Here is a 12,524-nt window from a genome sequence, read left to right on the forward strand (position 1 = left end):
CAGACTGCTCTGCGTGCAAATCGATTGTGGAGAGCTGATATGGGTTCGACACAGCTCCTTCATCTCCATGAACTCATGGCGTTTGATCGGCACCAAGCCGAGGCTGCGATCATGGAGCGCGTGACCAGCGCCTATCTTGGCGATCATACGGCTTTGGTGCGCGCACTTGGCCGCTACAAGCTATATATCGATACGCGAGACAGGGGCTTTGGCTCGCACCTCATTCTCGATGGCTTCTGGGAAATCTGGCTTACGCTGTTTTGCGCCCGCAATGTCAAGCGTGGCATGACCGTCGTCGATGTCGGTGCCAATTTCGGATATTATTCCGTGCTTTTGGCCGAGCTTGCCGGAGATGACGGTCATCTGATCGCAGTCGAACCCAACCCTCATGCGGTGGACTTCCTGCGCCGCAGCGTCGATCTCAACGGTTTTTCCAGACGAGCGCGGATCGAGAGTGTTGCGGTGGGCGCCGCCGACGGCGAGGCGTCACTCTATATTCCCCATAGCGAGCCGAAGAACGCATCGATCGTGTCCGATGCGTTCACTCCGCGCGCCGAAAACGGCAGGGTGGTCAAGGTTCCGGTCACGACGCTCGACCGGTTGTGCAATGCCTCCGAGCGGGTCGATTTCATCAAGATCGATGCCGAGGGGGCGGAGGAAGCCATAGTCGAGGGAATGCGTGAGACGATCGACCGCCACCGACCGATCATCGTCGTCGAATTCAATGCCGGCCGCTATGCCGACGCCGGCGGATTTCTCGATCGGTTGGCCGCCATTTATGGCTCGATCCGACGGCTCGATTTCAGCGGCGAGTCGCTGCCCGTGTCGCGGGAAGAATTGCTGAGCGTGCATGGGGGTGACGATTCACTTCTTGTCCTGTCCCGCGACAAGCCGGCTTGAACCCGAGGTCGTAGTCCAGATCAGTCAAGAGTAAAGGGAGACGAGAGTGGGACAGACGATTCTTTATGACGGTCTCAATCTTTCCCTGAAGAAGGGCACGGGTGTCGCGACCTACACCCGAAGCCTCATGTCGACCGCGCGCGCACTCGGCTATCAGACCGGCGTCGTGCATGGCATTCAGGGAAATATTCCGCGTGATCCGATGCTGCGCGAAGTCGTGCTGTTCGATGACAGCAGCGAACGTGCGACGGGGCCGTTATTCATGGCGCGCCGCTGGTTGCGCCGTCGCCTCGCCGCTCCCTTCGGCGTGAAACCCGTTCCCATTCCGCTGAACGGCACCGTCATCTTGAAATCGCTGCAGGCGCAGCTTGGCGAATCCGGGTTGCTTTACGCATCGAACGACCTGTTCAATCTCGCCCGCCACCATTTCAAACGCTATGGCAGCAATCTCTCGTTAAGCTTTGAAAATCAACCGGATCTCCTGCACTGCACCTATCCGATGCCTCTGGCGGCGAAGAAAGCGCAGAACATTTACACGATCCATGATCTCGTGCCGCTGCGCCTGCCTTATCTGACCGAGGACGACAAGCGCTATTACTACAAGATGCTGCGGTCCCTGGCGCGCCGGGCGGATCACATCATCACGGTCTCCGAAACCTCCCGCGCCGACATCATCAAGGTGCTGGGTGTGGATGAGAAGCGCGTGAGCAACACCTATCAGGCGGTTCATGTACCGGATAAATTGCGGGAGAAACCGCCGGAAGTCGTCGCCGATGAGATTGCTGGCATCTTCCATCTCGACTGGAAAGGCTATTTCCTGTTCTTCGGCGCCTTCGAGCCGAAGAAGAATATCTCGCGCCTGGTCGAGGCCTATCTTGCGAGCAAAGTGGATCTGCCGCTGATCATCGTCGGCGCGCCGGGCTGGAAAGGCAGCGAGACACAGCAATTGATCGATGACGAACGCTTTCGTTTCTTTCGGCGCGCCGAGGACCGCATCCTTCCGCAGCGTCAGATCCAGCGTTTCGATTTTGTCTCCTACCCCTTGCTCATCAGCCTGATCAGGGGCGCGCGGGCGGTGCTGTTTCCTTCGCTCTACGAGGGCTTCGGATTGCCGGTGCTGGAATCCATGCAATTGGGAACTCCGGTTCTCAGTTCGACCGAAGGATCCATTCCCGAGATCGCCGGCGAGGCGGCTTTGCTTGTCGATCCCTACAATACGGACGAAATGCGCAAGGCGATCTCGAGCCTTGCTCAGGACGAAGGGCTTTGCGCGCATCTGGCTGAGGTGGGGCCGAAACAGGCGGACCGTTTTTCCACCGACCGGTATCACCAGAGGGTCGGCGAGCTCTATGATACTGTCTTTCACGGATAGATCGGGGAGGCTTCTATCATGACGATCCTCTTTGCTTTCGGCATGCCCGGCGTGATGTCGTCCTGGGGCGTGGCCGCACTTCACGCGGCGGCGCGCGAGGCATTCGGCGACTACACCGTCATTTCGACCGATACGATCGAGGAGCTGAGGACGCATGTGCAAAACAGGACGAAAGCGCATGCCGTTTTCGTCTCCCAGTTCCCGGAGGCGAGGCTGACGGAGCTGATCCTGCGCGTGAACTTGCCCTTCATACTCTTCCTCGAAAACCCGGTGGACGCGGTTTCCTATCTGGCGCGCAGTACCGAGCAGGAGGACCTCGCACTGGTGCGAGCCGTTTCAGCGAGCCTTGCCTGTCTCGAACCCTTTGCCCATGCCCCTTCGGCGCTGATCATGCGCCGCAACGATGCCGGCGAAGGAAGCGGCATTGATGCGTTGCTGAAGAGAATTGACGAGCATTTCAATATCGATCTGACCGTCGACCAGATAACCAACGCCATGCAGCATGTCGGCATGACGGTATCCGAGGAAAAGCTGCTGGCGCCAAAGCTGGAAGAGGCTGCCGCGGCCGTGATTGCCGGATATGCGCCGCCCCAGGAAGACGGAAGCGAATTGAGCGAGGCTCTGCATGAGACGATCAGGAAGGTGCTTCTTCCCTTCGAGATCGGACGTGCCGACGCTGCAAGACACGCTGTCTCCTGGCCCCGCGGCACATTCCTTTCCGGCGACAAGCCCGGGGAGAGCCTGGATAATTCCATCGATCTGACCGGCGGCGCACGCTGCCTCGTCTATGGGCCCTATTTTCATCTTCCGCCCGGCCACTGGAATGCGCGGCTGTTCTTCGACATCGACGAGGACTGCTACGGTCAGATCTTCACCATAGAAATTCACTCCGCCGATTTGCTTGGCAAGCTCAGGGTCTGCCCGGAGGGGACAGGTTCCTTCGAGGCGACGGTTCCAATCGAAATCGTCGATCCGCGCAATCCGATCGAGATTCGTCTGCTGATGGATACAGGCGCCATCGAGGGGCGCTTGTCGGGCTGGGGCGTCGAATGGCAGCGCGCGGCATAGCCGAACATCCATTCCCTTGGCGCGGATCGCGCCTGTTTCTTTGCTCAATATTTCTCCGGGTCCGGAATTTTGTAAATCAATGTTTCCCGCCGGAAAAATTGCGCGCTTAGCCCGCGAAAAGCCTTCTTTTGGAAAGGACTTTGTATAAAAGTCTAGAAAATGGAAGGAAGTTCATGAGTTTTACCACCGCGTCCGATATTTTGATCGTCGATGACGATCACGAAATTCGTGCGCTCCTCAGCCGATACCTCGAGGAGCAGGGTTTTCGTGTCTCGACGGCAAGCGACCTGCGCGGTTGCAACGATGCCCTCAACCGGCGCACGCCCGATCTTCTTGTCCTCGACGTCATGCTGCCCGACGGCTCGGGCCTGGATCTGTGCCGCGATCTCAGAAACCGTCGCCCGCGCGTTCCCGTCATTCTGCTGACCGCGCTGAAGGAGGATATCGACCGGATTCTCGGACTTGAGATCGGGGCGGACGACTATCTGGGCAAGCCGTTCAACCCGAGAGAGCTGGCGGCGCGCATTCGAGCCGTTCTTCGCCGGGTAAACGAGGATTCATCGCCGGAGCCCGAGCAGCGGCGTTTTCTGTTCGCCGATATGACGCTTGATCCGCAGCTTCGCCGCGTCACCAGGGATGACGGCGAGATCATTGCGCTGACGGGCGCTGAATTCGATTTGCTCAAGGCGTTTCTCGAGCGGGCGGGCCGGTTGCTCTCGCGTGACCAGTTGCTGGATTTGACCCAGGGCCGAGATCGCGATCCGGCGGACCGTTCGATCGACGTGTTGATGAGCCGGCTGCGCCGCAAGCTGGGGGAGACGGCCGAAGATCCGATCTTCCGAACGATCCGCAACAGTGGATATCAGCTTGTCGTTCCGGTCACCGCCGTTAAGGGCGATCCATGAAATCGCTGGGCGCACGTCTGGCGCTGCTTTTGCTGACCGCCATCGTCTTGGTCGTCATCACCTCGTCTTTCGCGGCGAGCCTGGTGATGCGAGGGCCGCGACCCGACATGGCGATGGAGCCGGTGGCGCGCCAGCTGTCCATGTTGGCGACCTTTGCGGAAAAGGACAGAGATGCGGCGATCGCCAGCGGCCTGGATATTATCGCCATGCCAGTGGCCGGCCCAAGCGACGAGCATCTTTCCGGAGTTTTGATGGATGCACTGAAACGTGTCTCCGAGGCGCGCCAGGCGATGATTTCGCGTCCGCCGACCGGAGAGGCGATCGCCTCCCTCCGGCTCTCCGACGGCAAGTGGATGGTCATGCGGATGCCGGAATTCGGCCCGCCGCCCGGGGGATGGAGGATCCTCATGGGCTGGCTGGGCCTTATCATCATCGGCAGCGTGCTGGTCTCCATATTTGCCGCCTCGAAGATCATGATGCCGCTGCGCATGCTGGAGCGGGCCGTGGCGGAGATCCGGCCGGACGGGACCCTGCCGCATGTTCCGGAAACCGGGCCGGGCGAGATTCGCGCCACCGCCCAGGCGCTCAACGGGCTGTCAGCAAGGGTAAAGGCCGCAACGGAAAGCCGGATGCGGCTTGTGGCCGCCGCCGGGCACGATCTCCGAACGCCGATGACCCGCATGCGGCTGCGCGCCGAATTCATCAAGGATGACGAGGATCGGCTGAAATGGCTTGCCGATCTCGAGGAACTCGACAGAATCGCCGACAGCGCCATCGGATTGGTGCGCGAGGAGATCTCCACGGACGGCCTGCAATGCGTGCGGCTGGATACGATCGTTGCCGATATCGTGCGGGAACTCTCGGCAATCGGTATGAACGTCAGGAGTGACGAGCTGCAGGCGGCATCGATTTCGGCCGGCCCCCTGGCGGTGACGCGGGCATTGCGCAATCTTCTCATCAACGCGGCAACGCATGGGGAATCGGCGACCGTTTCCGTCGCCCGCTTCGGCGACCGCGCCGTCGTCAGAATTATCGATACCGGGCCGGGCATACCCGAGGAGCGGCTGAATCAGGTCTTCGAGCCCTTCTTCCGCATCGATATCGCCCGGCAACGGTCCTTTCCAGGCGCCGGCCTTGGAATGGCCATCGCCAAGGAAATCATTTCGAGGTTCGAAGGCGAAATCGTCGTGCGCAATCGTGAGCCACGGGGTCTGGAACAGCTGATCACCTTCAAGAGCCCTGGCAGAGGTGCGGCCGCATGAGTTTTGTCGGCTAATGTCTTAGTTGATAGCCGTATATCGGCGGTCATACTGTTTCAATCTGAACTATAATATTGCACTTTGCAGGATAATTCGCTTGCCGCAGGCAAGAGAAACTGCTTGAATTTGTTTTCCATAACAACTTTGCAATTCTTACTAAATATATCTGGCAAAACGGCAATGTCGGGACAATAAATTTCTCGAAAATGCCTTCTTTCGGAAACATTCGGAAATATTTGAGCGGCCGGTTCATGTAGAATTGATCTCGGTCGCAAGCTTTGCTCGAGCAAGCTTTTGACCGCCCCCGCATACCGGCTTCGCCATGACGCCCCCCAACACGGATGGCGAAGCCGGATCATCCTCCCAAATCCGACTATATTTTCAGGCCGCAATTGCTGCTGCGTGTTTTCCTGTCTCGTGATAGCGAGGTCGGCGCCGGTGAAGCATCGATGGCCAGCGGTAGCGATTTAGACACTTGTGGAGATCATTCTAGTCACGCCGGGTAATCGTCCGCGCCGAGTCCCACCTGCGCGAGATAGCCCTCCAATATCTCCAGCTTGCCAGTCGGCAAAATCGCGCCGATGTAGCCGTCCGGACGCACCAGCATCCAATCGCCGGCTGACAGGGCATAGGTATCGCGAAGGTGGCTACCATCGTCGATCATGTCTCCGTGCGGCCCGACGATATGAACACGCATGTTCGGACGAGGCGACGGCATGGAGCCGCGCCCGACTTCGTAGCCGACCAACGTCCAGTGCGTCCCTTTGAGCAAATCGAACAACCGTGTTGATTGACCGGCCGCGCCGCGGATTGGCGCATCGGGCGCGCGGTCGCCCGCAGATGGGCGGCCGATGCGCCGAGGCTGTTCCAACGCCAGCGAGGATCCGGGATAGCCGATATCCAGTTGATGCACTTCGCGGCCACGACGCATCTCGCCCTGCTTTTGAGCGTCGAGAAGTTTTGTCGCCAGGCCCAGCATCGCCGCGGCAACCGGCCGGCGCTCCTCCTCATAGCTGTCGAGGAGGGTATCGGGCGCTCCATTGGCGACGGCTGCGAGCTTCCAGCCCAGATTATAGGCGTCCTGCACGCTGGTATTGAGACCCTGGCCGCCGGTCGGCGGATGGATGTGCGCCGCGTCCCCGACGAGGAAGACACGGCCGATCCGGTATCGATCGGCCAGCCGCGCATTCATGGTGTAAGCCGATGACCAGGACACCGACTGGATATGAATATCGTCGCGGTTGGCGCGCGCCGCCACCATGGCCGCCAGCCCTTCGGCCGACAGGTCGATATCGCCATCAAGGGGAATCGGTCCCTGTATCTGGAACATTTCGGTCCCGGCGAGCGGGCAGAGGGAAATCTGCCGCGCCATGTCGCCATCGCTGAATCGGTGCCAGACATCACGCGTCAAGCCTGTGAGGACGACATCGGCCACGACGGCGCGAACGCCGAGCGTCTTGCCGGGAAAGTCGATACCGAGGGCATGGCGCACAAAGCTGCGGCCTCCATCTGCGCCGACAAGCCAGCGCACGCGGAGGGCTTCTTCGCCGCCGTTGCCGGCAAGACGCGCCGTCACGCCGCCCGAATCCTGCTCGAACCCAACCAGTTCGCAGCCGAATTCCGGCCGATGGCCAAGTTCGAGCAGACGCTCGCGCATCACAGCCTCGGTCAGGAATTGCGGCAGCATCAGCGGCAACTGATAGGGCTCGGCTGAAGTCGTGTCCGCATGCTCCATGACTTCAGCGTCGGTGTAGCTGCCATGGTGATCATATTTGCGCTCGGGCGGATAGGCTCCACCGGCAGCGACGATCCGGTCGAGAATGCCTAGATCCTCGAAGATCTCCTGGGTTCGTGGCTGAATGCCCTTGCCACGCGACCCATGAAATGGATGGGCCATCTTCTCGATCAGGCGGAAGGAAATCCCTCTTCGTGCCAGGTCGATCGCCAGAGCGAGCCCTGCCGCGCCGGCGCCGCAAATCAGCACGTCGGCTGCAAATTTCTCTGTCATGTTCGTCTCCATATGTGTAATATGCACATATTAAAATGGAGATGGCCTGACGTCAATGAAAAAGGTGCAAAATACACATATCAGCAGACAGCTGCGCGAGCTCCATGGTGCGCTGCTCGAAATCGTTGGTGTCATGAACCGGCCGCAGCGAGACGAGGCGATGGTTCGCGAGGCGGGGATATCCCTCGACCGGGCGCTGTTCCCACTATTGGTCCTTGTTGAGCGTCTCGGTCCCATCGGTGTTGTCGAACTGGCCGACCGTGTCGGGCGTGATTACACCACCGTCAGCCGCCAGGTTTCGAAGCTGGAAAGCCTCGGGTTGGTCGACCGGCAGGAAAGTGCCGTCGACCGCCGCATCCGCGAGGCTGTCATCACCGAGAAAGGCAAGGCGATGACCGATCGTGTCGACGAGGCGCGCGAGAGGATCGCATTGTCCATTTTCGCCACATGGGACGAACGGGATGTCGAGGACCTCGTGCGGCTGATGCGCCGGTTTGCCGACGACATCAAGGGCGACACACCGGCTGATCCGATAGAATGACGGCTTTGGCCGGACGCCTCGCGACAGGATCAGTCTCTCGAAAGAGCCGCGACGGGATCGAGCCTGGAGGCGTTGCGCGCCGGCAGGTAGCCGAAGGTGAGGCCGATCATGCATGAGCAGGTGAAGGCGAGCGCGATCGAGCTTATCGAATAGACGAGGGCAAAGTTCGAGCTGAGCCGGTTGAAGGCGAAGCCGAAACCGAGCGCCGTGGCGATGCCGAGCGCGCCGCCGAGCAGGCAGACCAGCACGGCTTCGATCAGGAACTGTTGCAATATATCCTGCCGGCGGGCGCCGACGGCCATGCGCACGCCGATCTCGGCAATGCGCTCGGAAACCGAAACCAGCATGATGTTCATCACGCCGATGCCGCCGACGAGCAGCGAGATGACGGCGATGGCGGAAACAAGCAGGGTCATCGTCTGGATCGTGCTGGTGATCGCCTGGCGGATGTCGTCGGTGTTGAGAACGAAGAAATCCTTGGTCTTGTGGCGATGTTCCAGGAATTGCGTGACCGCCGCCTCGGCGACGGCGCTTTCGGCATCATCGCTGACGCGCACTGTGATGCTGCGCAGCGACATGTCGCCCAGGAATCGTGCCTGCACGCTGGTATAGGGAAGATAGACCGAGAGATTGTCGCTGCCCCCGAAGCCACCCTGTTGCGATGCGATAACGCCGATGACGCGCACGGGAACCTTGCCGACGAAGATCGTCTGGCCGATGGGGTCGAGACCCTTTTCCGTAAACAGCGTCGTCGCCGTGTTCTGGTCGATGACAGCGTCCTGCGCCATCCCGCGCACGCCTTCGCCGTCGAAGAGCCGGCCGGCGGTGAGCTTCGAGCCCTTGACCGAGAAATAGGCGTCGCCGACGCCGTTGACCAGCGCATTGGCCTCCGTCGAGCCGAAGCGCACCGTGCTGCTGGTCGAGACCGTTGGCGTAACGGCGGCGACATAGGTGAGTTTGGCGAGCGCGTCGGCATCGGCGACCACCAGGGTCTTGATCCGCCCCGAGCGAATGTCGCCGAAGCTTTTGCCGGGGAATATCTCCAGCGTATTCGTGCCGAGATTGTTGATGTTCGCCAATACCTTGCGCTGCGATCCCTCTCCAAGGGCTATGACGCAGACGACCGAGGCGATACCGATGATGATGCCGAGCATGGTGAGAAAGGTACGCAGCCGATGCGCCTTCAGCGCAAGCAGCGCCATGAAGAAGGCTTCAGTCAGCCGGCCGGCCAATTCCCGCCAGCCGGCCTTTTCTGGAACCGTCTTTGCCAGCGAGACGCGCCTTTGCCGATTTCCATCGGAAGAACGCCTGTCGGCGATGATGTGGCCGTCGGAGATTTCGATGATGCGTTCGGCGCGGGCCGCCACCTTCATGTCATGGGTGACGATGATGACGGTATGGCCCTCGGCATGCAGTTCGGCGAGGATGCGCAGCACCTCTTCGCCGCTCTCGCGGTCGAGCGCGCCGGTCGGTTCGTCCGCGAGGATGACATGGCCGTTGTTCATCAGGGCGCGGGCAATGGACACACGCTGCTGCTGGCCGCCGGACAGCTGGCCCGGACGGTGGCCGGACCGTTCGGCCATGCCGAGGCGCCGCAGAAGGGCGGCGGCGCGTTCGTCCCGCGCCTGGCCGGCCTGGCCCGCATAGATCGCCGGTATCTCGACATTGCCGAGCGCGGTCAGTTCCGACAGCAGGTGATAGCGCTGGAAAATGAAGCCGAAATGCTCGCGCCGCAGCTGCGAAAGCGCATCGCTGTCGAGACGATGCGTTTCAGAGCCGGCGATGGCATAGGTGCCGGACGTCGGGCGATCGAGCAGGCCGATGAGATTCATCAGCGTCGATTTGCCGGAGCCTGAAGGGCCGACGATGGCGACCATCTCCCCTTCGGCGATCGACAGATCGATATCCTGCAGCACCGCGATGGTGCGCTCGCCGGATTGATATTCGCGGCGAACGCCTTTCAGTTCGAGAAGTGGAGCGGTCATGGCTCAGAACCCCATCGGCGGCGGGCCGCCCATGCTGGTTTTCGTCGTCGTTGTGCTTGCCTCGCCGATCACCACGCGTTCGCCTTCCGAAAGGCCGGATTTGATCTCGACGGTGACATTGTTGTTGAGCCCGATCGCGACCTGCCGGGAGACGGCCTTGCCGTCGTCGCCCATGATCTGAACCTCATAGGACCCGTCGGCATGTCTTGCGCCGAGCGCCGAGGACGGAATGGTCAGGGCATTCCTGGCCGCGCCCAGCACAATATGCACTTCCGCCGACATATAGGTGCGGAAATGATTGTCCTGGTTCGGCACGGCGAAGACGCCGTTATAATAGATCGCCGATGAGGATGACGACGATGTCGAGCTGCTGCTAGTGGAGGTGGTCGAGCTGGTGGAACTGACGCTGCTGTCGCTGGTGATCGATTCCGGCGCCGGTTCGATCGATTGCAGCACTGCATCATAGCGCTTCGCCGGCTCGCCGAGGATGGTGAAATAGACCGGCTGGCCTTCCTTGACCTTGACGACGTCGGCCTCGGAAATCTCGGTCCGCACAACCATCGTGTCGAGATCGCCGAGAATGACGATCGTCGGCGCGGATTGGGCCGCATTGACGTTCTGGCCCTGCTGGTTGACGATTGCGAGCACGGTTCCATTCATCGGCGCGGTGATGCGGGTATAGGACAGATTGGCCTGAGCCGTCGCGACCGAGACTTCCGCCGAGATGATCTGCGCGTCGAGGGCGGCGATCTGGGCGGTGATCTTCTTGACGTTGGCTTCGGCCGTGTCGAGGTCCGCCTTGGAGCCGGCCTGGCTGCGGAAAATGGTCTGTTGCCGCGTCAGGGTGAGCTGCGCATTCTCGAGATCGGCTTCGCTTTCCTGGCGCTGCGCCCTGACATTGGCAAGCGACGCCTGCGCGGTCTTCAGATCGTTGCTTTGCGTCGTGGAGTCGATTTCCGCAATCAGCGTGTCCTTGCTCACCTTGTCGCCGAGCTTGACGTTCAGCGATGTGATGCGGCCGGACACCTGCGCGCCGACGGCGACGAGCTTGAGCGGCTTGAACGTGCCGGATGCCAGCACCGCCTCCTCGACATCGCCCCGCGTGACCGGCGCGGTGATGGCGGACGAACTTTGCTTGGGAAACATTTCTTCCCGAAACAGAAATGCACCGGCTCCGGCGATCAAGGCCAGCACAGCCAAAGTCAACACCGGACGCCGAAACCGCTTGTTTCGCGTCACGCCCGATGGCGCCGCGCGCAGCACGGTTTCGTGCACTGGCTCGGCTTCGGTTTGTATGGGCATCCTGTCTGTGACGTTCAACATGATATCTTCTGGTTATAGTCGGAGTGGGACGAGCACGGCGAACTGGAATAGTCGATCTCGCCGTCCGATCACTCGCCAAGGGGAGCCGTATTGCTCCGGATTCGGTGGGCGCTCATCGCCCAATGCGAGACATGGTGGCCGTACCCTAAGGGACAATCTGACACGGATTGGTCCGGGAGCGCCGGGCGGGGCGTTCCCGGACCTGTCGGCCCTTTGCGGGGGCCGCTCCTTCCGCGCGATAGGGATCAGAAAACCGCGTCCGGCTGGGGGCAATCCTTATCGTGTGGAGGCGGAGACAAGAACCTTGGCATGCCTTAGTGGAACGGGCGAGGGCCAGGTACGAGCGATCGTTCGGCATCCTCGAGCTTGGCAAGCTGGTCCGGAGCCAGAACGTTGCGAAGCGCCGTGACCTTGTCTTTCAGGATGCGCGCCTTGGCGGCGCGATCTAGGGCGCGGTCGGCAGCCTCTTCACCGAACAGGCCCTGCGGCTTGCCCGCGCCATTTTCCGCATTGGCCGGCTTTGCGGCATCCGCAGCAGGCGGTCCCGGCGGCTGATGCTTCGGGAAAGCGAGGAAGTCCGTGAGAGCGCTCGTATAGTCGCGCCAGGCGTCGAGCTGGGCGGATCGGATACCGATCAGCGTCTCCACGGCCGACAATTTGCCTGCGAGTTCCAGGGCTGGATCCGGTCGATGGAAACCATCCGGTCCGCCAGGCGGGGGCGGTGGACCGGGCAGTTCCTTGTCGAACGCAACCATGGGGCCATCACCGCGAGGGTCGTGGCAAGAGACCGGGCAGGGCGATCCGTCCGCTGGCATCGGATGAGCCTCAGGTCCAGCCTCCTCGATGCCCGCCGGCTTCTGCTGGATGGGAAGGGTTACCGCGTCCCCGGCAAAGACGGGGGCGCTTATTCCGCCGATCGTTGTCATCAACAGAGTGGTGACGAGACTGAGTTTCCTCATGATCAGAGCCTTTGATTTCAGTTCAATTTACTGAACGGAATTTAGTAAGGTCACATGAACGACGTGCGTCTTTGTATTTCCGAATGTTGCTGCGTGAAGCGTCTATTGCGAATGAAGTTTGCTGGGATCGGCCCTGCGATAATTCATTACAATTTTTTTCCGAAGGTTTTCGGACCTATAGCAGCTTGCGCCAGGCGCAATCGA

The 12,524-nt window shown here is 60.8% G+C and carries 10 protein-coding genes; 6 read left to right on the forward strand and 4 right to left on the reverse strand.

What is annotated here, in order from left to right; translation table 11 throughout:
* Positions 1–39: 39 nt before the first annotated feature.
* From FHX11_RS11070 to FHX11_RS11090, 5 genes are all read left to right on the forward strand, one after another.
* Positions 40–900, forward strand: a complete 861-nt coding sequence (locus tag FHX11_RS11070) for an FkbM family methyltransferase (RefSeq protein ID WP_184357672.1) — start codon at positions 40–42, stop codon at positions 898–900.
* 46 nt (positions 901–946) lie between these two features.
* On the forward strand, positions 947–2,272 hold the full coding sequence (locus FHX11_RS11075) for a glycosyltransferase family 1 protein (protein WP_184357673.1): 1,326 nt from the start codon (positions 947–949) through the stop codon (positions 2,270–2,272).
* A gap of 18 nt (positions 2,273–2,290) precedes the next feature.
* A complete protein-coding gene (locus FHX11_RS11080) occupies positions 2,291–3,340 on the forward strand; it encodes a hypothetical protein (RefSeq protein WP_184357674.1) in 1,050 nt (349 codons plus the stop codon).
* 173 nt (positions 3,341–3,513) lie between these two features.
* Complete coding sequence (locus FHX11_RS11085) at positions 3,514–4,245, forward strand: response regulator transcription factor (protein WP_184357675.1); 732 nt, start codon at positions 3,514–3,516, stop codon at positions 4,243–4,245.
* Positions 4,242–5,507, forward strand: coding sequence for an ATP-binding protein (locus FHX11_RS11090; protein ID WP_184357676.1), 1,266 nt, complete (start codon positions 4,242–4,244; stop codon positions 5,505–5,507). Before FHX11_RS11085 ends, FHX11_RS11090 begins: the two co-directional genes overlap by 4 nt.
* Before the next feature lie 490 nt (positions 5,508–5,997).
* Here FHX11_RS11090 and FHX11_RS11095 read toward each other — a convergent pair whose 3' ends face one another.
* Positions 5,998–7,512, reverse strand: coding sequence for an FAD-dependent oxidoreductase (locus FHX11_RS11095; protein ID WP_184357677.1), 1,515 nt, complete (start codon positions 7,510–7,512; stop codon positions 5,998–6,000).
* A gap of 46 nt (positions 7,513–7,558) precedes the next feature.
* Between FHX11_RS11095 and FHX11_RS11100 the strand changes: the two genes are divergently transcribed.
* Complete coding sequence (locus FHX11_RS11100) at positions 7,559–8,053, forward strand: MarR family winged helix-turn-helix transcriptional regulator (RefSeq protein WP_210292431.1); 495 nt, start codon at positions 7,559–7,561, stop codon at positions 8,051–8,053.
* 29 nt (positions 8,054–8,082) lie between these two features.
* Here FHX11_RS11100 and FHX11_RS11105 read toward each other — a convergent pair whose 3' ends face one another.
* From FHX11_RS11105 to FHX11_RS11115, 3 genes are all read right to left on the reverse strand, one after another.
* Positions 8,083–10,038, reverse strand: coding sequence for a MacB family efflux pump subunit (locus tag FHX11_RS11105; protein WP_184357679.1), 1,956 nt, complete (start codon positions 10,036–10,038; stop codon positions 8,083–8,085).
* Between the two features lie 3 nt (positions 10,039–10,041).
* Entirely contained in the window at positions 10,042–11,361 is a 1,320-nt protein-coding gene (locus tag FHX11_RS11110) for an efflux RND transporter periplasmic adaptor subunit (RefSeq protein WP_184357680.1), read from the reverse strand.
* A 314-nt stretch (positions 11,362–11,675) separates the two neighbouring features.
* Positions 11,676–12,116: a hypothetical protein gene (locus tag FHX11_RS11115; protein ID WP_246780958.1), complete on the reverse strand. Its 441-nt coding sequence runs from the start codon at positions 12,114–12,116 to the stop codon at positions 11,676–11,678.
* Between the last annotated feature and the right edge of the window lie 408 nt (positions 12,117–12,524).

The organism is Rhizobium sp. BK602, assembly GCF_014195095.1.
Lineage (GTDB): Bacteria > Pseudomonadota > Alphaproteobacteria > Rhizobiales > Rhizobiaceae > Rhizobium.

What these genes read in the sequence shown, in the direction of transcription:
- FHX11_RS11090 (WP_184357676.1), top strand. Translation starts at nt 4,242, where the DNA reads ATGAAATCGCTGGGCGCACGTCTGGCGCTGCTTTTGCTGACCGCCATC.
- FHX11_RS11070 (WP_184357672.1), top strand. Translation starts at nt 40, where the DNA reads ATGGGTTCGACACAGCTCCTTCATCTCCATGAACTCATGGCGTTTGAT.
- FHX11_RS11105 (WP_184357679.1), bottom strand. Translation starts at nt 10,038, where the DNA reads ATGACCGCTCCACTTCTCGAACTGAAAGGCGTTCGCCGCGAATATCAA.
- FHX11_RS11110 (WP_184357680.1), bottom strand. Translation starts at nt 11,361, where the DNA reads ATGTTGAACGTCACAGACAGGATGCCCATACAAACCGAAGCCGAGCCA.
- FHX11_RS11085 (WP_184357675.1), top strand. Translation starts at nt 3,514, where the DNA reads ATGAGTTTTACCACCGCGTCCGATATTTTGATCGTCGATGACGATCAC.
- FHX11_RS11095 (WP_184357677.1), bottom strand. Translation starts at nt 7,512, where the DNA reads ATGACAGAGAAATTTGCAGCCGACGTGCTGATTTGCGGCGCCGGCGCG.
- FHX11_RS11115 (WP_246780958.1), bottom strand. Translation starts at nt 12,116, where the DNA reads ATGGTTGCGTTCGACAAGGAACTGCCCGGTCCACCGCCCCCGCCTGGC.
- FHX11_RS11080 (WP_184357674.1), top strand. Translation starts at nt 2,291, where the DNA reads ATGACGATCCTCTTTGCTTTCGGCATGCCCGGCGTGATGTCGTCCTGG.